19 protein-coding genes, 1 pseudogene and 1 riboswitch are annotated in these 22,322 nt (G+C 55.0%); of the genes and pseudogenes, 10 read left to right on the top strand and 10 right to left on the bottom strand.

Annotation, left to right across the window (positions count from 1 at the left end; translation table 11 throughout):
• Positions 1-13 precede the first annotated feature (13 nt).
• On the bottom strand, positions 14-787 hold the full coding sequence (gene nudC, locus ACOTXI_RS23135) for an NAD(+) diphosphatase (RefSeq protein ID WP_008503465.1): 774 nt from the start codon (positions 785-787) through the stop codon (positions 14-16).
• A gap of 95 nt (positions 788-882) precedes the next feature.
• On the opposite strand from nudC, the gene ACOTXI_RS23130 reads away from it, so the two are divergent.
• The 10 genes from ACOTXI_RS23130 to ACOTXI_RS23085 all read left to right on the top strand — a co-directional run bounded on the left by ACOTXI_RS23130 (position 883) and on the right by ACOTXI_RS23085 (position 9,653).
• A complete protein-coding gene (locus ACOTXI_RS23130) occupies positions 883-1,368 on the top strand; it encodes an Rsd/AlgQ family anti-sigma factor (RefSeq protein WP_008503464.1) in 486 nt (161 codons plus the stop codon).
• A 54-nt stretch (positions 1,369-1,422) separates the two neighbouring features.
• Positions 1,423-1,531, top strand: a riboswitch (TPP riboswitch).
• Positions 1,532-1,610: 79 nt separating this feature from the next.
• The gene (gene thiC / locus ACOTXI_RS23125) at positions 1,611-3,506 is read left to right on the top strand and encodes a phosphomethylpyrimidine synthase ThiC (RefSeq protein WP_045409537.1); all 1,896 of its coding nucleotides are present in this window, start codon (positions 1,611-1,613) and stop codon (positions 3,504-3,506) included.
• A complete protein-coding gene (thiE, locus tag ACOTXI_RS23120; protein ID WP_021242961.1) occupies positions 3,506-4,141 on the top strand; it encodes a thiamine phosphate synthase in 636 nt (211 codons plus the stop codon). The genes thiC and thiE overlap by 1 nt, the downstream gene beginning before the upstream one ends.
• On the top strand, positions 4,134-4,889 hold the full coding sequence (locus ACOTXI_RS23115; RefSeq protein WP_032654577.1) for a HesA/MoeB/ThiF family protein: 756 nt from the start codon (positions 4,134-4,136) through the stop codon (positions 4,887-4,889). The genes thiE and ACOTXI_RS23115 overlap by 8 nt, the downstream gene beginning before the upstream one ends.
• A complete protein-coding gene (thiS, locus tag ACOTXI_RS23110) occupies positions 4,873-5,073 on the top strand; it encodes a sulfur carrier protein ThiS (protein ID WP_058654400.1) in 201 nt (66 codons plus the stop codon). The genes ACOTXI_RS23115 and thiS overlap by 17 nt, the downstream gene beginning before the upstream one ends.
• A 1-nt stretch (position 5,074) precedes the next feature.
• Positions 5,075-5,845 (top strand): thiazole synthase, encoded by a 771-nt coding sequence (thiG, locus tag ACOTXI_RS23105; protein ID WP_021242958.1) that lies wholly within the window; start codon positions 5,075-5,077, stop codon positions 5,843-5,845.
• Positions 5,842-6,969, top strand: coding sequence for a 2-iminoacetate synthase ThiH (thiH, locus tag ACOTXI_RS23100; protein ID WP_058654401.1), 1,128 nt, complete (start codon positions 5,842-5,844; stop codon positions 6,967-6,969). The genes thiG and thiH overlap by 4 nt, the downstream gene beginning before the upstream one ends.
• A 336-nt stretch (positions 6,970-7,305) precedes the next feature.
• Complete coding sequence (locus tag ACOTXI_RS23095; RefSeq protein ID WP_058654402.1) at positions 7,306-8,847, top strand: sensor domain-containing diguanylate cyclase; 1,542 nt, start codon at positions 7,306-7,308, stop codon at positions 8,845-8,847.
• 180 nt (positions 8,848-9,027) lie between these two features.
• Positions 9,028-9,336: a PTS sugar transporter subunit IIB gene (locus ACOTXI_RS23090; protein WP_008503456.1), complete on the top strand. Its 309-nt coding sequence runs from the start codon at positions 9,028-9,030 to the stop codon at positions 9,334-9,336.
• Entirely contained in the window at positions 9,336-9,653 is a 318-nt protein-coding gene (locus ACOTXI_RS23085) for a PTS lactose/cellobiose transporter subunit IIA (protein ID WP_008503455.1), read from the top strand. Before ACOTXI_RS23090 ends, ACOTXI_RS23085 begins: the two co-directional genes overlap by 1 nt.
• Positions 9,654-9,710: 57 nt before the next feature.
• Here the strand turns inward: ACOTXI_RS23085 and rpoC are convergent, their stop codons facing one another.
• From rpoC to tuf, 9 genes and pseudogenes are all read right to left on the bottom strand, one after another.
• Entirely contained in the window at positions 9,711-13,934 is a 4,224-nt protein-coding gene (gene rpoC / locus ACOTXI_RS23080) for a DNA-directed RNA polymerase subunit beta' (protein WP_008503454.1), read from the bottom strand.
• Between the two features lie 76 nt (positions 13,935-14,010).
• Complete coding sequence (rpoB, locus tag ACOTXI_RS23075; RefSeq protein ID WP_008503453.1) at positions 14,011-18,039, bottom strand: DNA-directed RNA polymerase subunit beta; 4,029 nt, start codon at positions 18,037-18,039, stop codon at positions 14,011-14,013.
• A gap of 319 nt (positions 18,040-18,358) precedes the next feature.
• Complete coding sequence (rplL, locus tag ACOTXI_RS23070) at positions 18,359-18,727, bottom strand: 50S ribosomal protein L7/L12 (RefSeq protein ID WP_013095002.1); 369 nt, start codon at positions 18,725-18,727, stop codon at positions 18,359-18,361.
• A 66-nt stretch (positions 18,728-18,793) separates the two neighbouring features.
• Positions 18,794-19,291, bottom strand: coding sequence for a 50S ribosomal protein L10 (gene rplJ, locus ACOTXI_RS23065; RefSeq protein WP_013095001.1), 498 nt, complete (start codon positions 19,289-19,291; stop codon positions 18,794-18,796).
• Between the two features lie 291 nt (positions 19,292-19,582).
• Positions 19,583-20,287 (bottom strand): 50S ribosomal protein L1, encoded by a 705-nt coding sequence (gene rplA, locus ACOTXI_RS23060; protein ID WP_006810530.1) that lies wholly within the window; start codon positions 20,285-20,287, stop codon positions 19,583-19,585.
• Between the two features lie 3 nt (positions 20,288-20,290).
• Complete coding sequence (gene rplK / locus ACOTXI_RS23055; RefSeq protein WP_008503452.1) at positions 20,291-20,719, bottom strand: 50S ribosomal protein L11; 429 nt, start codon at positions 20,717-20,719, stop codon at positions 20,291-20,293.
• 155 nt (positions 20,720-20,874) lie between these two features.
• Positions 20,875-21,420 carry a transcription termination/antitermination protein NusG gene (gene nusG, locus ACOTXI_RS23050; RefSeq protein WP_003862341.1) on the bottom strand — a complete coding sequence of 182 codons (546 nt, stop codon included), beginning with the start codon at positions 21,418-21,420 and terminating at the stop codon, positions 20,875-20,877.
• A 1-nt stretch (position 21,421) separates the two neighbouring features.
• Positions 21,422-21,805 carry a preprotein translocase subunit SecE gene (gene secE / locus ACOTXI_RS23045; protein ID WP_003862342.1) on the bottom strand — a complete coding sequence of 128 codons (384 nt, stop codon included), beginning with the start codon at positions 21,803-21,805 and terminating at the stop codon, positions 21,422-21,424.
• Between the two features lie 229 nt (positions 21,806-22,034).
• Positions 22,035-22,322, bottom strand: a pseudogene (tuf, locus tag ACOTXI_RS23040) (elongation factor Tu); the annotation flags it as partial.

Below are 22,322 nucleotides of genomic sequence, written 5' to 3'. Positions count from 1 at the left end.
CCTCAGTGTAACACTACTCATACTCGGCCCGACACATCGCTACGGTATCTTCTATCAGCCGACGCGCCACGGTACCCGGTGGGGGGAGCAGCGGTAGATCGTCATAGCGATACCAGTTCGCATCCAGCAGCTCTTTCTGATCGATAACGATCTCGCCGCTGTCATAGTCGGCCATAAAGGCCGTCATCAGCGACTGCGGGAACGGCCACGGCTGGGAGGTGACGTAGCGCAGGTTCTTCACTTTGATTCCGCTCTCTTCCATCACCTCGCGCGCCACTGCCTGCTCCAGCGTTTCGCCCACTTCGACGAACCCGGCCAGCACGGTATGAATGCCGTTGCGATGGCGGGTATGCTGTGCAAGCAAAATAGAGTCATCCCGACGGATAGCGACGATAATGCACGGCGCAATTTGTGGGTAATAACGTTCGCGGCAGTGGCTGCAGAGCATCGCCCACTCGGTTTTACTCGGGTGCATGGTATGGCCGCAATAGCCGCAGTATTTGTGCGAGCGGTAAAACTCCGCCAGCTGTACGCCCCGCCCCGCCAGCTGGAACAGGCCTACGTCCAGATCCAACACCTGGCGAACGGATCCCATATCCTGACGACGCGATTGTTGGATCAACCACACGGGCTCACCCTGCCACTCGCCGATCTTCAGCGCAGGCTGGCCCACGAGATCAAACGTTTCCGCCGCACCGTAGGGCAGCTCTCCACCGGGCAACCATAATTTTTGTTCGTGACTGACGATCCACCAACCCAGATCTGATTTTTCAATAATACGATCCATATCTATTGCACTACCTTCGCTTCACTGACATGTTGTTAGCATTGTGGTTACATTCTGGATGAGCAGATTCAATCCTACACTTTGCGGAGTCGACCATGTTAAACCAGCTAGAAAGCCTGACTGAGCGCGTTAGAGGAAGTAACAAACTGGTGGATCGCTGGCTACATGTGCGCAAGCATCTACTCGTGGCTTATTACAATCTGGTCGGTCTTAAGCCTGGCAAAGAATCGTTTATGCGGCTGAATGAAAAAGCGCTGGATGATTTTTGTCAGAGCCTGGTCGACTATCTGTCCGACGGCCATTTCAATATTTATGAACGCATTATCCGCGAAATGGAAGGGACAACGCCGTATTTAGCGGCCAGCAAGCTTTGTCCGCTGCTGGAAGCTAACACCCAGCAGATCATGGACTACTACGATTCCACGCTTGAGAACGCCATCGATCACGATAACTATCTTGAGTTCCAGCAGGCGCTTTCCGACCTTGGCGAAGCGCTGGAAGAGCGATTCACGCTGGAAGATAAGCTGATTAGCCTCGTCCTGGACGCCAGCCCCGAAGATAACATCGCGCGCCCGGCTTGAGTTCTTAATCGTTAACGAGTAATTTACAACCATTCGCCCCTCTCACGAGGGGGATTTTTCTTGTCGGAGTGCCCAGAGCGAAAGCCGGGCTGAGACCGTTAATTCGGGATCCGCGGAACCTGATCAGGCTAATACCTGCGAAGGGAACAAGAGTCACACTGCTGTTGTATCGCCCCCCGGGCGATCCTCTCTTGCTTCATCCGTCGTCTGACAAGCCATGTCCTTCACTTTTGGAATGAGCTATGTCTACTGCAAAACTGACCCGCCGCGAACAGCGTGCACAGGCCCAACATTTCATCGACACCCTGGAAGGCACCGCTTTCCCGAACTCGAAACGCATCTACATTTCCGGCTCGCAGGCCGATATCCGCGTCCCGATGCGCGAAATCCAGCTCAGCCCGACGCTTATCGGCGGCAGCAAAGAGAATCCGCAGTATGAAGACAACGAAGCCGTGCCGGTGTATGACACCTCCGGCCCGTACGGCGATCCTGATGTGGCTATCAACGTCCAGCAGGGTCTGGCAAAGCTGCGCCAGCCGTGGATAGAGGCGCGTAACGACTGCGAAGAACTGAACGTACGCAGTTCTGCATACACCAAAGAACGCCTGGCCGACGACGGTCTGGACGCGCTGCGCTTTACCGGCCTGCTGACGCCAAAACGCGCCAGAGCGGGCAAATGCGTGACGCAGCTGCACTACGCCCGCCAGGGGATCGTCACGCCGGAGATGGAGTTCATCGCCATCCGCGAGAACATGGGCCGCGAGCGTATCCGCAGCGAAGTGCTGCGCTACCAGCACCCGGGCGAAGGCTTTGGCGCACGCCTGCCGGAGAACATCACGCCGGAATTTGTGCGTGACGAAGTGGCCGCAGGCCGCGCGATCATCCCCGCCAACATTAACCACCCGGAATCCGAGCCGATGATTATCGGCCGCAACTTCCTGGTGAAGGTCAACGCTAACATCGGTAACTCGGCCGTCACCTCCTCCATCGAAGAAGAGGTTGAAAAGCTTGTCTGGTCAACGCGCTGGGGCGCGGACACGGTAATGGATCTCTCCACCGGCCGCTATATTCACGAAACCCGCGAATGGATCCTGCGTAACAGCCCGGTTCCGATTGGCACCGTCCCGATTTACCAGGCGCTGGAGAAGGTCAACGGCATCGCCGAAAACCTTACCTGGGAAGCGTTCCGCGACACGCTGCTGGAGCAGGCGGAACAGGGCGTGGACTACTTCACCATTCACGCGGGCGTGCTGCTGCGCTACGTGCCGATGACCGCGAAGCGTCTGACCGGCATCGTCTCGCGCGGCGGTTCGATCATGGCGAAGTGGTGCCTCTCCCATCACCAGGAGAACTTCCTCTACGAACACTTCCGCGAGATCTGCGAAATCTGCGCCGCGTACGATGTCTCTCTGTCGCTGGGCGACGGCCTGCGCCCGGGCTCCATCCGCGACGCTAACGACGAAGCGCAGTTTGCCGAGCTGCACACGCTGGGCGAGCTGACCAAAATCGCCTGGGAGTATGACGTGCAGGTGATGATTGAAGGCCCGGGACACGTGCCGATGCAGATGATCCGCCGCAACATGACCGAAGAGCTGGAGCACTGCCACGAAGCGCCGTTCTACACGCTGGGGCCACTGACCACCGACATCGCGCCGGGCTATGACCACTTCACGTCAGGCATTGGCGCGGCGATGATCGGCTGGTTCGGCTGCGCCATGCTCTGCTACGTGACGCCGAAAGAGCACCTCGGCCTGCCTAACAAAGAGGACGTGAAACAGGGGCTGATCACCTACAAAATTGCCGCCCACGCGGCGGATCTGGCCAAAGGCCACCCGGGCGCGCAAATCCGTGATAACGCCATGTCGAAGGCGCGCTTTGAATTCCGCTGGGAAGACCAGTTCAACCTGGCGCTGGATCCGTTCACCGCCCGCGCCTACCACGACGAAACCCTGCCGCAGGAATCGGGCAAAGTCGCGCACTTCTGCTCCATGTGTGGGCCGAAGTTCTGCTCGATGAAAATCAGCCAGGAGGTGCGCGACTACGCCGCCACGCAAACCATTGAAGTGGGTATGGCGGACATGTCCGAAGCCTTCCGCGCCAAAGGCGGCGAAATCTACCTCAAAAAAGAGGAGGCGTAATGTACCAGCCCGATTTCCCACCCGTTCCCTACCGTTTAGGGCTCTATCCGGTGGTGGACAGCGTGGCGTGGATAGCGCGCCTGCTGGAGGCAGGCGTTCGCACCCTCCAGCTGCGCATCAAGGATAAACGCGATGAGGAGGTGGAAGCCGATGTGGTTGCCGCCATTGCGCTGGGGCGTCGGTATAACGCCCGCCTGTTTATCAATGACTACTGGCGGCTGGCCGTTAAGCACAGGGCGTACGGCGTGCATCTGGGTCAGGAGGACCTGGAAACAACGGATCTGAGCGCAATCCGTGACGCCGGGTTGCGTCTTGGTGTGTCAACACACGATGACATGGAGATCGACGTGGCCCTGGCGGCCCGTCCCTCTTACATCGCGCTCGGTCACGTCTTCCCGACGCAAACCAAGCAGATGCCCTCTGCTCCGCAGGGTCTGACGCAACTGGCGGGTCACGTTAAACGCCTTGCCGACTACCCCACCGTCGCCATCGGCGGAATCAGCCTTGAACGCGCCCCGGCGGTGCTGGAGACCGGCGTGGGCAGCATCGCCGTCGTCAGCGCCATCACCCAGGCCGCAGACTGGCAGGCCGCCACCGAACAGCTTTTACAGCTGGCAGGAGCAGGCGATGAATGATCGCGACTTTATGCGCTACAGCCGTCAGATCCTGCTGGAAGATATCGCCATCGACGGGCAGCAAAAACTGCTCGCCAGCCGGGTGCTGATTGTTGGCCTGGGGGGATTAGGCGCACCCGCCGCGCTCTATCTGGCAGGCGCGGGTATCGGCACGCTGGTGCTGGCCGACGACGACGAGGTCCACCTCAGCAACCTGCAGCGACAAATCCTCTTTACCACCGAGGATATCAACCAGCCGAAAGCGCAGATCACCCGGCAGAGGCTGCATCAGCTTAACCCGGATATCGAACTGATTGCCCTACAGGAGCGGCTTGGCGGTGAAAGCCTGCACCGTGAAGTCGCCCTTGCCGACGTGGTGCTGGACTGTACCGACAACATGGCGACGCGCCAGGCGATCAACGCCGCCTGCGTGGTAAACCATACGCCGCTTATCACCGCCAGCGCGGTGGGGTTCGGCGGGCAAATGATGGTTCTGACGCCACCGTGGACGCAGGGCTGCTATCGCTGCCTGTGGCCGGACGATGCCGAGCCGACGCGCAACTGCCGTACGGCGGGCATTCTGGGTCCGGTGGTCGGCGTGATGGGCACGATGCAGGCGCTGGAGGCCATCAAGCTGCTCAGCGGCATGGAGACGGAACGCAATACGCTGCGGCTGTTTGATGCCCGCTCCAGCGGCTGGCGTCATCTGGCGCTGCATCGCGCCAGCCACTGCCCGGTGTGCGGAGGCCGCGATGCGCATTCTGTTTAACGATGAGCCGATGAGCTGCGACGACGGGCTCACCGTTGCCACACTGCTCGACAAGCTGCGTCAGCTCAAGCCGGGAACGGCGCTGGCGCTCAATCAACAGATCCTGCCGCGCGAGCAGTGGGAACATCAGCAGGTCAATGAAGGCGACCAGATCCTGCTGTTTCAGGTTATCGCAGGGGGCTGAGATGTTACGTATTGCCGATAAAGTCTTTGATTCGCATCTGTTTACCGGAACCGGAAAATTCGCCTCGCCGCAGCTGATGGTGGAGGCCATTCGCGAAAGCGGCAGCCAGCTGGTGACGCTGGCGCTTAAGCGCGTGGATCTGCGCCATCACAGCGATGCCATTCTGGCTCCGTTGCTGGAAGCGGGCGTCACGCTGTTGCCCAACACCTCAGGCGCCAAAACGGCAGAAGAGGCGATTTTTGCCGCACAGCTGGCACGGGAGGCGCTCGGCACCCGCTGGTTGAAGCTGGAAATCCATCCGGATGCCCGCTGGCTGCTGCCCGATCCGATTGAAACGCTGAAAGCGGCTGAAAAGCTGGTGCAGCAAGGGTTTACCGTCCTGCCTTACTGCGGGGCCGACCCTGTCCTGTGCAAACGGCTGGAAGAGGTCGGCTGCGCTGCCGTCATGCCGCTGGGGGCCCCCATTGGCTCCAACCAGGGGCTGGAGACCCGCGCGATGCTGGAAATCATTATTGAACAGGCCACCGTACCGGTGGTGGTGGATGCAGGCATTGGCGTGCCCAGCCATGCCGCGCAGGCGCTGGAGATGGGCGCCGACGCGGTGCTGGTGAATACGGCTATCGCGGTTGCCGACGATCCGGTCATGATGGCGCGTGCGTTCCGCCTGGCCGTGGAGGCTGGCCTGCTGGCAAGGGGATCCGGCCCCGGCTCGCGCAGTTTCCAGGCGCAGGCCACCAGCCCGCTGACCGGTTTTCTGGAGGCGATCTCATGAGCACGTTTACCGAGCGCTGGCGCCAGCTTAACTGGGACGACATTGCCCTGCGTATCAACAGCAAAACGGCGGCTGACGTGGAGCGCGCGCTGCAGGCCCGTCATCTGACCCGCGAGGATCTGATGGCCCTGCTCTCCCCGGCGGCCAGCGCCTACCTCGAACCGATGGCCCAGCGAGCGCAGCGGCTTACCCGCCAGCGGTTTGGCAACACGGTGAGTTTCTACGTGCCGCTCTATCTCTCCAACCTGTGCGCCAATGACTGCACCTACTGCGGTTTCTCCATGAGCAACCGCATCAAGCGTAAAACGCTCGATGAGGCTGAGATTGCCCGTGAGTGTGCGGCCATCCGTGAAATGGGCTTTGAACATCTTTTGCTGGTCACGGGCGAACATCAGGGGAAAGTGGGAATGGACTATTTCCGTCGGCACCTTCCCGCCATTCGTCGTCAGTTTGCGTCGTTGCAGATGGAAGTGCAGCCTCTGTCGCAGGAGGAGTACGCGGAGCTCAAAGCGCTCGGGCTGGACGGCGTCATGGTCTATCAGGAAACCTACCACGAGGCGACGTACGCCCGACACCACCTGAAGGGCAAGAAACAGGATTTCTTCTTCCGCCTGGAAACGCCGGACAGGCTGGGTCGCGCCGGTATCGACAAAATCGGTCTGGGTGTGCTGATCGGGCTCTCCGACAGCTGGCGGGTGGATTGTTACATGGTGGCGGAACATCTGCTGTGGTTGCAGCAGCACTACTGGCAGAGCCGATACTCCATCTCCTTCCCGCGCCTGCGTCCCTGCGCGGGAGGAATTGAACCGGCTTCGCTGATGGATGAACGCCAGCTGGTGCAGACCATTTGCGCGTTTCGCCTGCTCGCTCCGGAAGTGGAATTATCGCTCTCAACGCGCGAGTCTCCGGCATTTCGCGATCGCGTCATCCCGATTGCAATTAACAACGTCAGCGCGTTTTCCAAAACGCAGCCTGGCGGTTACGCCGACGACCATCCGGAACTGGAACAATTTGCACCTCATGACGGACGACGCCCGGAAGCGGTCGCCGCCGCCCTGACGGCGCAGGGTCTTCAGCCTGTCTGGAAAGACTGGGACAGCTGGCTGGGAAGAGCCTCGCAGTGACGTTGAAACGCACTGCAACACGTTAAAAAATTGTCGAGCCGCGACGAAAAGGCAAAACCGGAAGATTGTCAGCGATCGTCCGGTTTTTTATTGTCACACGGTCAGCAACGGATGCTGACCAGGGCGAAAAGCTTCTTCCTCGTTTCGCCCTGCCTCTGGTTCATTGCAAAAACGGCTCATGCCATTTTAATAAGTATTTTCTTAATGGTTCTTAAGATAAATCATCCTGTCAAAAATCGCGTGCCGTATAATTCACCGCTAACCGCAGGGCAGCGACTATGCTGAGAGGATATCGGCAGACGAAAAGTATTCACCATCAGGAACGATGTACAGCTCATGGCACTTCACAGCAAAAAGCTCTCTTTTACCCGGCCCATTATGCTCAGCTTTGCGGGGATCCTCTGCAGTTTTGCGGTGATCGCGATCGCGGTGACGCTTTCGCAACGAAAGGATTTTCTTGAGGATTATCATAAGATCAATAGCAACTTCACGCACAACCTGGCGGTGAACTACACCGAATCTATCCTGCGTGAAAACGACTATATTCTGGGCCGTTCCGCGATGTACTTTGCGCGCGACGACAGGCTAAACGAGACGCTAAACCTTAACCCGACGCAGGGGCTGCAGATGGTCATGCATTTGCAGAACCTGATGCCGACCGTCTCCTCCATTTCGCTTGCCGATACGCAGGGGCATTATCTGCGCGCACCGGAGGTGCTCCCCACGGAGAAGAGTAAATCCTTCGATCCCCGAACGCGGCCGTGGTTTGTCGCTCAGGCGGAAGCCAGCATCTTCAGCCACTATACCCGTCCCTACATGGACTACTTTACCGGCCATCCGACGGTGACACTTTATAAGCCGTTGATCTCGCCGGAGGGCAGACTGAAGGGAACGATCGCCTTTCATCTTGATTTGACGTCAATGGGCTATACCCTGCGCCAGATGGTGGCACCCGTTCAGGGGGAATTCTTCGTCGTCGAACGCGACGGTGCTGTGGTGCTGCATCCGGATACCGGCGCGCTCTTCAAGCAGTACGTGAGCGAAGCGCTGATGGACAAAATGACCAGCGGCGAAGGCCATCTTTACGACAAGAAAAGCAACGCCTGGTATTACTATTACTCGTTTACCAACCCGGACTGGTTTGTCATCTACCGGGTATCCGGTGCGACGCTCACCGATATCACCCGCCACGAAACGACGATCGTTGGCTGGGGGTTTGCGCTGGCGGCCATCATCATCATCCTTTTCGGCTTATACCTCCGCCACGCCTCGCGTAGCGTGCTGATGCACATTATCAATGCCATCAAAACTGGCGACGTTAACGAGGCACCGCGCCTTGAAGCGATGTTGAGCCACACGATTCAGTCCAATAAAGAGCGCGAAATGGCGTATGTGCGCCAGGCCACCCACGATGCGCTGACGGGCTGTAAAAACCGCCGTGCGTTCGACAGCGATATCGCAGAGCTGCTGAATGCCCAGCAGCCCTTCGCGATGGCGCTGGTGGATATTGATAACTTCAAGTCAATTAACGACACGCTGGGTCACCTGACCGGTGATATCGTTCTGCGCAACGTGGCTCGTGAAGGGATCCAGATTATGCAGCCACATCACGTCTCGGTTTACCGTTATGGCGGAGAAGAGTTCGCCGTAATCTTCCAGGCGGAGCAGATGTCTTCCGCGCTCTCATTATTGGAAGCGTGGCGTACCGCCGTTGAAAAACGCGTCTGGCGGGAAGAAAACCTGCGGGTTACGTTCAGCGGCGGTCTTGGAGAGTGGCATTTTGAACCGCTGGAACAATTTGTCGGAAGCGTTGATAACGCCCTCTACAGCGCCAAACAGCAGGGAAAAAATCGAATCGTTCGCACACCCATCAGCTAATCCTCTCGCTTTCACCCTGCCCGTTTCGACGGGCCGGGTACCCGGCAATGTAAAATTGTAACCGGTTTCAGAAAAACGCCTGTTTCTTTGTGATGCCTGACACACAATCGCGGTAAAGCGGTTGTTGAAGCGGTCTGCACGGGATAATTATCAATAAACACATGTAGATCGAGGCTGATTATGAAGAACATCGTTTTATGCTGTGCAGCGGGAATGTCAACCAGCATGCTGGTTCAACGTATGAAAGACGCCGCGCAGAAAAAAGGGGTTGAAGTCACCATTAAAGCCGTTCCGGTTGCGGAGTTTAAAGACAACATCGCAACGGCCGACATCGTACTGCTGGGGCCACAGGTTAAATACGAGCAGGCTAAATTACAGGCTCAGGCCGACCCGCTGGGCAAAAAGGTCGCGGTGATCGACATGATGGATTACGGCATGATGAAAGGTGATGCCGTACTGGATAAAGCGCTCAAACTTCTGGAGTCATAATGGAAGACTTAGAAACCACGATTATGGAACTGCTTGTTAACGCAGGCGCGGCGCGCAGTGCGGCCCTGACGGCATTGCAGATGGCGCGTAAAGGTGAGTTTGACGAAGCCGAAAAAGCGATGGAAGAGTCGCGGGAATATGTGAAGCATGCGCACACCATACAGACGCAGCTTATCGGTCTTGATGAAGGGACCGGGAAGCTTCCGGTTAACCTGATCACCGTCCACTCGCAGGATCACCTGATGAACGCCATGGTCATACAGGACCTGGCGGGCGATATGATTGAGCTGTATCGACGGATCCCATTAGTAAACTGAAATAGTGCAGATATAAAAAAACCCGCCGAAGCGGGTTTTTTATTAGCGACTCAACGATTACTCGTTGTCGGAGCCACCCAGACCTGCGTTCAGCAGTTCTGCCAGGCTCGCGGATGCATCTTCAGCAGTAACCTGCGGTGCAGCTGGCAGTTCGCCTGCAGCACGACGACGCATACGATCCTGATGGTACGCATAACCGGTACCAGCCGGGATCAGACGACCCACGATAACGTTCTCTTTCAGACCGCGCAGTTCATCACGTTTACCTGCAACAGCGGCTTCGGTCAGGACACGAGTCGTTTCCTGGAACGATGCTGCAGAGATGAAGGACTCGGTTGCCAGAGACGCTTTGGTGATACCCAGCAGATCGCGCGAGAAGGTCGCACCGATTTTGCCGTTCGCTTCCAGTTCGCGGTTAGCGATCTTGACGCGTGAGTATTCCACCTGCTCGCCTTCAAGGAACTCGGAGCTGCCCGCGTTTTCGATGGTTGCTTTACGCAGCATCTGACGAACGATAACTTCGATGTGTTTATCGTTAATCTTAACGCCCTGCAGGCGGTATACGTCCTGTACTTCGTTAACGATGTAACGAGTAACAGCATGCACACCACGCAGACGCAGGATGTCGTGCGGCGCTTCTGGACCGTCGGAAACCACGTCACCACGTTCTACGCGTTCACCTTCGAACACGTTGAGCTGACGCCACTTAGGAATCATCTCTTCGTACGGTTCGCTGCCATCTACTGGAGTGATAACCAGACGGCGCTTACCTTTGGTCTCTTTACCGAAGGAGATGATACCGCTGATTTCAGCCAGGATTGCCGGCTCTTTCGGACGACGTGCTTCGAACAGGTCCGCAACGCGTGGCAGACCACCGGTGATGTCCTTGGTACCGCCGGATTCCTGAGGAATACGCGCCAGGGTGTCACCAGAGCTGATCTGTACGCCATCTTCCAGCTGTACAATCGCTTTACCCGGCAGGAAGTACTGCGCAGGCATATCGGTACCTGGGATCAGAACGTCATTACCCTGAGCATCAACGATTTTCAGTGCAGGACGCAGATCTTTACCGCCGGTAGTACGTTCAGCAGAATCCAGAACCACCAGAGAAGACAGACCGGTCAGCTCGTCAGTCTGACGAGTAATGGTCTGGCCGTCGATCATGTCAGTGAAGCGGATGAAACCACTTACTTCGGTGATAACCGGCATGGTGTGTGGATCCCAGTTTGCAACGGTTTCACCGCCGGCAACCTGCTCGCCATCACCTTTCGCCATAACCGCACCGTAAGGCACTTTATAGCTCTCTTTGGTACGACCGAATTCGTCGATCAGCTTCAGCTCGGTGTTACGTGAAGTGATAACCAGTTTACCGCTGGAGTTCACAACCGATTTCGCGTTGCTGAGCTTGATGCTACCTTTGTTTTTCACCTGGATGCTGGATTCAGCAGCCGCACGAGATGCCGCACCACCGATGTGGAACGTACGCATCGTCAGCTGTGTACCCGGCTCACCGATGGACTGTGCCGCGATAACGCCGATGGCTTCACCTTTGTTGATGATGTGGCCACGCGCCAGGTCACGACCGTAGCAGTGCGCACATACACCAAAGTCGGTGTCACAGGATACAACGGAACGCACCTTCACGGAGTCAACAGAGTTCGCTTCCAGCAGGTCACACCACTGTTCGTGCAGCAGGGTGTTGCGTGGAACCAGAATGTCTGCGGTGCCCGGCTTCAGGATGTCTTCCGCGGTCACACGACCCAGTACGCGATCGCGCAGTGGCTCTTTAACATCACCCCCCTCGATAACCGGGGTCATGGTGATACCTTCGAGGGTGCCACAATCGTCTTCGGTCACAACCAGATCCTGCGCAACGTCTACCAGACGACGCGTCAGATAACCGGAGTTCGCGGTTTTCAGTGCGGTATCCGCCAGACCTTTACGCGCACCGTGCGTGGAGATGAAGTACTGGAGTACGTTCAGACCTTCACGGAAGTTCGCGGTGATTGGCGTTTCGATGATGGAGCCATCTGGCTTCGCCATCAGACCACGCATACCTGCCAGCTGACGAATCTGTGCTGCAGAACCACGCGCACCGGAGTCGGCCATCATGTAGATGCTGTTGAAGGAAACCTGCTGCTCTTCTACGCCGTCACGGTTAATCACGGTTTCGGTCTGCAGGTTATCCATCATCGCTTTGGATACACGATCGTTCGCCGCTGCCCAGATATCGATAACTTTGTTATAGCGTTCGCCTGCGGTAACCAGACCAGACTGGAACTGCTCCTGGATCTCAGCAACTTCAGCTTCCGCTTCAGAGATGATCTCGTGTTTCTTCTCTGGGATGACCATGTCATCGATACCAACAGATGCACCTGAACGCGCTGCATAAGCAAAGCCGGTGTACATAGTCTGGTCAGCGAAGATAACGGTCGGCTTCAGGCCCAGAATGCGGTAACAGGTGTTCAGCATTTTGGAGATCGCTTTCTTGCCCAGCGCCTGGTTGACGATGGAGAAAGGCAGACCTTTCGGTACGATCATCCACAGAATGGCACGGCCAACGGTCGTGTCTTTCAGGCTGGTTTTCGCAACGAATTCGCCGTTTGCATCTTTTTCGTATTCGGTGATACGCACTTTAACGCGCGCATGCAGAGAGGCCAGGCCAGCGCGATAAATACGCTCAGCTTCTTTCGGGCCAGTCAGCACCATGCCTTCGCCTTTGGCGTTAACACAGTCACGGGTCATGTAGTACAGACCCAGTACAACGTCCTGAGAAGGAACAATGATTGGCTCACCGTTCGCTGGAGACAGGATGTTGTTGGTAGACATCATCAGCGCACGCGCTTCGAGCTGGGCTTCCAGCGTCAGCGGTACGTGAACAGCCATCTGGTCACCATCGAAGTCGGCGTTATATGCCGCACAAACCAGCGGGTGCAGCTGGATCGCTTTACCTTCGATCAGGACTGGCTCAAATGCCTGGATACCCAGACGGTGCAGGGTTGGTGCACGGTTCAGCAGTACCGGGTGTTCGCGGATAACTTCGTCCAGGATATCCCAAACGACAGCTTCTTCACGCTCAACCATTTTCTTAGCGGCTTTGATGGTGGTGGCCAGGCCACGCAGTTCCAGCTTGCCGTAGATGAACGGTTTGAACAGCTCCAGTGCCATTTTCTTCGGCAGACCGCACTGATGCAGACGCAGGTATGGACCTACGGTGATTACAGAACGACCGGAGTAGTCAACACGCTTACCGAGCAGGTTCTGACGGAAACGACCCTGTTTACCTTTGATCATGTCGGCCAAAGATTTCAGAGGACGTTTGTTAGAACCGGTGATCGCACGACCGCGACGACCGTTATCCAGCAGGGCATCTACCGCTTCCTGCAGCATACGTTTTTCGTTGCGTACGATGATGTCCGGCGCAGCCAGATCCAGCAGACGTTTCAGACGGTTGTTACGGTTGATCACTCGACGATACAGATCGTTCAGATCGGACGTTGCGAAACGACCACCATCCAGCGGAACCAGTGGACGCAGATCTGGCGGCAGAACCGGCAGAACGGTCAGGATCATCCACTCTGGCTTGTTACCAGACTGAACGAACGCTTCCAGCAGTTTGATACGCTTGGTCAGCTTTTTACGCTTGGTTTCGGAGTTGGTTTCGTTCAGCTCTTCACGCAGCTGCTCGCACTCTTGCTCCAGATCCATGCTCTTCAGCAGAGCCTGAATAGCTTCCGCACCCATCTTCGCGTCGAATTCGTCACCGAACTCTTCCAGCGCGTCCAGATACTGCTCTTCAGTCAGGATCTGATGACGTTCCAGGTTCGTCATCCCGCCTTCGATAACCACATAAGATTCGAAGTACAGAACACGTTCGATATCACGCAGCGGCATATCCAGCAGCAGACCGATACGGGACGGCAGTGATTTCAGGAACCAGATGTGAGCAGTCGGAGACGCCAGCTCGATGTGGCCCATGCGCTCACGGCGCACTTTGGTCTGGGTCACTTCAACGCCGCACTTCTCACAGATCACACCGCGGTGTTTCAGGCGCTTGTACTTACCGCACAGGCACTCGTAATCTTTTACTGGCCCGAAAATACGCGCACAGAAAAGGCCGTCACGTTCAGGCTTGAACGTACGGTAGTTGATGGTTTCCGGCTTTTTAACTTCACCGAAAGACCATGAACGGATCATGTCTGGCGAAGCCAGAGCAATTTTGATCGCATCAAACTCTTCGGTTTTAGTCTGCGCTTTCAGAAACTTTAATAAATCTTTCACGGATTTGCTCCCGTCGGAGTTAGCACAATCCGGTGCCGGGGGTTAACCCGGCACCAGTGACCTGTTTGAGCGAGAATTACTCGTCTTCCAGTTCGATGTTGATACCCAGCGAACGAATCTCTTTCAACAGTACGTTGAAGGATTCTGGCATGCCTGGTTCCATCTGATGGTTGCCGTCCACGATGTTCTTATACATCTTGGTACGACCGTTCACGTCATCAGACTTAACAGTGAGCATTTCCTGCAGGGTGTATGCCGCGCCGTATGCTTCCAGCGCCCACACTTCCATCTCCCCGAAGCGCTGACCACCGAACTGTGCCTTACCACCCAGCGGCTGCTGAGTAACCAGGCTGTAAGAACCGGTAGAACGAGCGTGCATCTTGTCGTCGACCAGGTGGTTCAGTTTCAGCATGTACATGTAACCTACGGTTACCGGACGTTCGAACTGTTCACCGGTACGGCCGTCAAACAGCGTAATCTGACCAGACGTTGGCAGACCACCCAGTTGCAGCAGCTCTTTAATTTCAGCTTCTTTTGCACCGTCGAATACCGGCGTTGCAATTGGCATACCTTTGCGCAGGTTCTCTGCCAGACGCAGCACTTCTTCATCGCTGAAGGTGTTCAGGTCGACTTTCTGACGCACGTCGGTACCCAGATCGTAGGCACGCTGGATGAATTCGCGCAGTTTCGCGACTTCCTGCTGCTGTTTCAGCATGGCGTTAATCTTGTCGCCGATGCCTTTCGCAGCCATACCCAGGTGAGTTTCCAGGATCTGACCAATGTTCATACGAGACGGTACGCCCAGTGGGTTCAGTACGATATCTACCGGCGTACCGTTAGCATCGTGCGGCATATCTTCGATCGGGTTGATCTTAGAGATAACACCCTTGTTACCGTGACGACCTGCCATCTTATCACCAGGCTGGATCTGACGTTTAACAGCCAGATAGACCTTAACAATCTTCAGCACGCCTGGTGCCAGATCGTCGCCCTGAGTGATTTTGCGGCGTTTCGCTTCGAGTTTTTTCTCGAACTCGTGTTTCAGTTCGTCATACTGCTCAGCCAGCTGTTCCAGCTGATTTTGTTTCTCTTCGTCGGTCAGGCCCAGTTCCAGCCAGCGATCGCGTGGCAGTTTGTCGAGCTTCTCAGCTTCAACGCCACCGGCAACCAGCACCGCATAGATACGGCTGAACAGACCCGCTTCGAGGATCTGCAGTTCTTCAGACAGGTCTTTCTTAGCCTGTTTGAGCTGCATCTCTTCGATTTCCAGCGCACGCTTATCTTTCTCAACGCCATCACGAGTGAAGACCTGAACGTCGATAACCGTACCGGAAACACCGTTTGGTACGCGCAAAGAAGAGTCTTTAACGTCAGACGCTTTCTCACCGAAGATGGCACGCAGCAGTTTCTCTTCTGGCGTCAGCTGGGTTTCACCTTTCGGCGTAACCTTACCCACCAGAATGTCGCCGCCGGTCACTTCCGCACCGATGTAAACAATACCGGATTCATCCAGTTTGGAGAGCGCAGCTTCACCCACGTTAGGGATGTCAGCGGTGATCTCTTCTGGCCCCAGCTTGGTGTCACGGGACACGCACGCCAGTTCCTGAATGTGGATGGTGGTGAAACGATCTTCCTGAACCACACGCTCGGAGACGAGGATGGAGTCTTCGAAGTTGTAACCGTTCCACGGCATGAACGCTACGCGCATGTTCTGACCGAGCGCCAGTTCACCGAGGTCGGTGGACGGACCGTCTGCCAGCACGTCGCCGCGCTCAACTGGCTCACCCAGAGATACGCAAGGCATCTGGTTGATACAGGTGTTCTGGTTAGAACGGGTGTATTTGGTCAGGTTATAAATGTCGATACCTGCTTCGCCCGGGTACATCTCGTCTTCGTTAACTTTGATAACGATACGGGATGCATCCACGTACTGAACAGTACCGCCACGCTTAGCAACTGCAGTAACACCGGAGTCAACGGCAACAGCACGTTCCATACCGGTACCAACCAGCGGCTTATCAGCACGCAGAGTTGGAACGGCCTGACGTTGCATGTTCGCACCCATCAATGCACGGTTGGCGTCATCGTGTTCCAGGAACGGGATCAGGGACGCACCGACGGATACCACCTGCTGGGTGGATACGTCCATGTAGTCAACCTGGTCGCGGCTGAACAAGCTGGATTCGCCTTTGCTACGGCAGGTCACCAGATCTTCTACAAAGTGGCCTTCGTCATCCAGGTTGGAGTTCGCCTGAGCGATAACGTAGTTGCCTTCTTCGATAGCAGACAGGTAGTGAATTTCGTCGGTAACAACACCGTCGGTCACTTTACGGTACGGGGTCTCGAGGAAACCGTATTCGTTAGTCTGTGCGTACACGGACAGGGAGTTGATCAGACCGATGTTTGGACCTTCAGGCGTTTCGATTGGACATACGCGACCGTAGTGCGTCGGGTGTACGTCTCGAACTTCGAAGCCTGCACGCTCACGGGTCAGACCGCCTGGGCCGAGTGCAGAGATACGACGCTTGTGCGTAATCTCAGACAGCGGGTTGTTCTGGTCCATGAACTGAGACAGCTGGCTGGAACCGAAGAACTCTTTCACTGCTGCAGAAATCGGCTTGGCGTTGATCATATCCTGAGGCATCAGGGTATCCAGATCGCCCAGAGACAGACGCTCTTTCACCGCACGCTCTACACGTACCAGGCCAACGCGGAACTGGTTTTCCGCCATTTCGCCTACGGAACGGATACGACGGTTGCCGAGGTGGTCGATGTCGTCCACTTCGCCTTTGCCGTTACGGATATCGATGAGCTTCTTCATCACTTCGATGATGTCGTCTTTGCTCAGGATACCGGAACCTTCGATTTCGTCGCGCAGCAGAGAACGGTTGAACTTCATACGACCAACCGCGGACAGATCGTAGCGGTCTTCGGAGAAGAACAGGTTCTCGAACAGGCTTTCAGCCGCTTCGCGAGTTGGTGGCTCACCAGGACGCATCATGCGGTAGATTTCAACCAGCGCGCTCAGACGATCGTTGGTTGGGTCGACGCGTACAGTCTCAGAGATGTACGGACCGTGGTCCAGATCGTTGGTGAACAGCGTTTCGATACGTTTGTGGCCAGCCTGACTCAGCTTAGCCAGCAGATCCAGGCTCAGCTCCATGTTAGCCGGGCAGATCAGCTCGCCAGTTGATTCATCAACGTAATCTTTCGCGGCTACTTTTCCTGCAATGTATTCAACCGGAACTTCGATGTGTTTGATATCATCTTTTTCCAGCTGGCGGATGTGGCGCGCGGTGATACGGCGACCTTTTTCCACATACACTTTGCCGTCGGCTTCGATGTCGAACGACGCGGTCTCACCACGCAGACGTTCCGGCACCAGCTCCATCTGCAGCTTGTTGTCGCGGATTTCAAAGATCACTTTCTCAAAGAACAGGTCCAGGATCTGCTCAGTGGTATAGTTCAGTGCACGCAGAATGATGGTTGCAGGCAGTTTACGACGACGGTCGATACGGACAAACAGGTTGTCTTTTGGATCGAACTCGAAGTCCAGCCAGGAACCACGGTAAGGAATGATGCGTGCGTTATACAGTACTTTACCGGAAGAGTGCGTTTTACCTTTATCGCTGTCGAAGAAGACGCCCGGGCTACGATGCAGCTGGGAAACGATAACACGCTCAGTACCGTTAATAACGAAAGTACCGTTGTCTGTCATGAGTGGAATTTCACCCATGTAGACTTCTTGTTCTTTAATGTCTTTTACGGTGCCTTCCGGCGCTTCGCGCTCGTAGATCACCAGACGCAGTTTCACGCGCAGCGGTGCGGAATAGGTCACGCCACGGATCTGACATTCCTGAACGTCAAACACCGGTTCGCCAAGGCGGTAGCTGACGTACTGCAGCTCGGAGTTACCGCTGTAGCTCTGAATCGGGAACACGGAGCGGAAGGCTGCTTCCAGACCGTACTGCCCTTCAGGATCTTGCTCGATAAACTTCTGGAACGAGTCAAGCTGGATAGAAAGGAGATATGGAATGTCCAGAACTTGTGGACGTTTACCAAAATCCTTACGAATACGTTTTTTCTCGGTATAGGAGTAAACCATAGGGTTCCTCAGCTCGCTGACAAGTCGACCCATCTGTCCGACGAAGGGACAGTTTGTGCAACACCATTTTGTGGACCGGAAAATTGAATACTTTCCGCAATACCTGTTGCTATCACGCTTAAACCATTTCATTGCGATTTACACAGAGCGAGCACCCTGTCGCAGTATATTAAGTCGTCGATAGAAACAAGCATTGAAAGACACATCGATAGTCAAACAGTGTGAAATGCTACCGAGGCCTTACAGCGCAAAAAGGCTGGTGACTAAAAAGTCACCAGCCATCAGCCTAATGACTTAGGCTGCAACCAGAAAAGTTGGCTTATTTAACTTCAACTTCAGCGCCAGCTTCTTCCAGAGATTTTTTCAGTGCTTCTGCGTCGTCTTTGCTCACGCCTTCTTTCAGCGCAGCTGGAGCAGATTCTACCAGGTCTTTAGCTTCTTTCAGACCCAGACCGGTAGCGCCACGAACAGCTTTGATTACTGCAACTTTGTTCGCGCCAGCAGCTTTCAGAATTACGTCGAATTCAGTTTTCTCTTCAGCAGCGTCAGCAGCTGGGCCCGCAGCTACAGCTACAGCAGCAGCAGCAGAAACACCGAATTTTTCTTCCATTGCAGAGATCAGCTCAACAACGTCCATTACGGACATAGCGGATACTGCTTCAATGATTTGATCTTTAGTGATAGACATTTAAATTGTTCCTGAATATCAGAATAAGTTTATACGTAAGCAGATGCTTTATAAAGATAACTGCGATTAAGCAGCTTCTTTCGCATCGCGTACAGCAGCCAGAGTACGAACCAGTTTGCCAGCCGAAGCTTCTTTCATGGTTGCCATCAGGCGTGCAATTGCTTCTTCGTAGGTCGGCAGAGTTGCCAGGCGGTCGATCTGAGACGCCGGGATCAGCTCACCTTCAAAGGCAGCGGCTTTGACCTCAAATTTTGCATTCGCTTTCGCGAACTCTTTGAACAGACGAGCAGCAGCGCCCGGGTGTTCCATAGAGTATGCAATCAGGGTCGGACCAACAAACGTGTCTTTCAGGCACTCAAAAGAGGTACCTTCAACAGCACGGCGCAGCAGGGTGTTACGAACAACACGCATGTATACGCCAGCTTCACGACCTGCTTTACGCAGTTCAGTCATTTTGTCTACAGTAACGCCACGGGAATCCGCAACTACTGCAGACAGCGCGCCTTTGGCTACTTCGCTGACTTCAGCAACAATCGCTTGTTTGTCTTGAAGATTTAAAGCCATTAGCTTTGCTCCTGGATGTTTGCCGGAACTCATGTTCCGGAACTCACTTCACTCTCCCCAACGGAAAGAGCGTCTTAATACGGTGAGCAGAAACAAGCCAGAGTATCCAAAAATAATCTTAGCGTTCTGTCACCGTCTACGCAGGGGATTAAGTCTCTTGCGAAACACCTGCGGTCTTCGACGGAGGCCTGGATTAGGCCAGGCTCCAACGAACAATTCTTTTAGCCGCTAACTTTCGTTAGCAAACGTGGGGGTAAGATTGTAGACAAAATCACCGCCCACGTAAAGGCATTAGTTTGCAGCAGCGCTCAGGCCAGCCTGGTCAACTGCAACACCTGCACCCATGGTGGTGGAGATGCTAACTTTCTTGATGTACACGCCTTTCGCCTGAGTTGGTTTTGCTTTTTTCAGCGCAACCAGCAGAGCTTCCAGGTTTTCTTTCAGTTTGTCAGCGTCAAAGTCCACTTTACCGATGGTGGTGTGGATGATGCCGTTTTTGTCGTTACGATAACGAACCTGACCTGCTTTAGCGTTCTTAACCGCTTCAGCAACGTTAGGGGTTACAGTACCCACTTTCGGGTTTGGCATCAGGCCGCGTGGACCCAGAACCTGGCCCAGCTGGCCAACAACGCGCATTGCATCTGGAGAAGCAATAACAACGTCAAAGTTCATTTCGCCTTTCTTGATCTGATCAGCCAGATCTTCCATACCTACCAGTTCAGCGCCGGCAGCTTTAGCAGCTTCAGCGTTTGCACCCTGAGCAAATACAGCTACACGTACGGAACGGCCAGTACCGTGTGGCAGTACAGTTGCGCCACGAACGTTCTGATCGGATTTACGCGCGTCGATGCCCAGGTTAACGGCAACGTCAACGCTTTCAACGAACTTAGCGGTAGCCAGTTCTTTCAGCAGAGCGATAGCTTCGTTGATGTCGTACTGTTTGGTCGCATCAACTTTGTCACGGATCACGGACATGCGCTTGGTCAGTTTAGCCATTTCTTAGTCCTCCACTACCAGGCCCATGGAACGTGCAGTACCTTCGATTGAGCGAGTCATCGCTTCAATGTCGGCACCAGTCATGTCGGCAGCTTTGGTCTGCGCGATTTCCTGCAGCTGAGCGCGGGAAATTTTACCCACTTTGTCTTTGTTCGGTTTACCGGAACCAGACTTGATACCAGCCGCTTTCTTCAGCAGAACTGCTGCAGGAGGGGTTTTGGTAACGAAAGTGAAAGAACGGTCAGCGTAAACAGTGATTACGACTGGGATTGGCAGACCTTTTTCCAGGGATTCAGTTTTTGCGTTGAACGCTTTACAGAATTCCATGATGTTCACACCCTGCTGACCCAGAGCTGGACCAACTGGTGGACTTGGGTTCGCCATACCAGCTGCAACCTGCAGCTTGACGTAGGCTTGTACTTTCTTAGCCATTCTAAAATCCTCTGATTGGGTAATAGCGCCTCAGTGAGGCTCCCCGTGAATAAAATTCGTTTTACGGGCCGGGCCCATAAAAACAAAAGGCGCGAAATTGTATTCCAATCTCGCGCCCTGTGCAACGATTAAATCGTCGCTTTTTTGATCGCTGCTTAGGCTTTTTCGACCTGCGCAAAGTCCAGTTCTACCGGGGTCGCACGACCGAAGATAGATACAGAAACTTTCAGGCGGGACTTTTCGTAGTCCACTTCTTCAACGACGCCGTTAAAGTCAGCAAACGGACCGTCATTAACACGAACCATTTCACCCGGTTCAAACAGCGTTTTCGGACGCGGCTTATCACCCACCTGCTGCAGGCGGTTCATAATCGCATCCACTTCTTTGTCGCTGATTGGCGCCGGACGGTCAGACGTGCCGCCGATAAAGCCCATCACGCGCGGTACGCTGCGCACCAGGTGCCAGCTCGCGTCGTTCATCACCATCTGAACCAGCACGTAACCCGGGAAGAATTTGCGCTCGCTTTTGCGACGCTGGCCGCCACGGATCTCGACCACTTCTTCGGTCGGAACCATAACTTCGCCAAATAACTCTTCCATGTTGTGTAATTTGATATGCTCACGCAGCGACGTTGCTACGCGGCCTTCAAAACCGGAAAACGCCTGAACGACGTACCAGCGCTTTTTAGGGGCTTCAGACATCTCAGAACCTCAGGCCAGTGATAAAGGATACCAGGCGAACCAGAATACCATCCAGTCCCCACAGGATCAGTGACATTACAGCGGTAACCGCCGCTACGATCAGCGTGGTGTGCAATGTTTCCTGGCGAGTCGGCCAAATTACCTTACGGACTTCGGTACGCGCTTCGCGAGCAAAAGCGACGGTCGCTTTGCCTTTCGTCGTCAACAGCGCGACACCACCCGCTGCAGCAATCAGAATTACCACTGCAAGCGCGCGTAGCGGCAGCATCATGTCACGATAAAGGTAGTTACCGACAATCGCTACGATCAGCAGAACGGCTACTACTACCCATTTCATCGCTTCCAGGCCGCGCCCGCTCCCTTGAGCTTCGGTATTCGCACTCATAAACCAACCTGTCAGAAGTATTCTACAAACATTTTCACCCCGCGATTGCGAGGCAAACCAAATCGAAATGCTAATTCGCTTTTCGAATTATACGCTCTCTGCAGAGCCTGTCTCAGCAATGATTATGACAAAAATAATCACTGATGAGCCAGGTTCTGACGTGAAAGCGTGCAAAAAGGGCATCAAATGATGCCCTTTTATTGCGCATTGCGTCAAATGTTATCAGCAATTAGCCGAGAACTTTAGCAACCACGCCCGCGCCAACGGTACGGCCACCTTCACGGATTGCGAAACGCAGACCGTCGTCCATCGCGATTGGGTGGATCAGCGTCACAACCATCTTGATGTTGTCGCCTGGCATTACCATCTCAACGCCTTCTGGCAGTTCGATGGTACCGGTCACGTCAGTCGTACGGAAGTAGAACTGTGGACGGTAGCCTTTGAAGAACGGAGTATGACGGCCGCCTTCGTCTTTGGACAGGATGTACACTTCAGATTCGAACTTGGTGTGTGGCTT

Origin of the sequence: Enterobacter cloacae complex sp. BZL2005, assembly GCF_049238885.1 — a bacterium.
GTDB classification, from domain to species: Bacteria; Pseudomonadota; Gammaproteobacteria; order Enterobacterales; family Enterobacteriaceae; genus Enterobacter; species Enterobacter roggenkampii.
The sequence above is the reverse complement of the archived record's forward strand: the minus strand, read 5'-3'. Positions and strand labels throughout refer to the sequence as shown.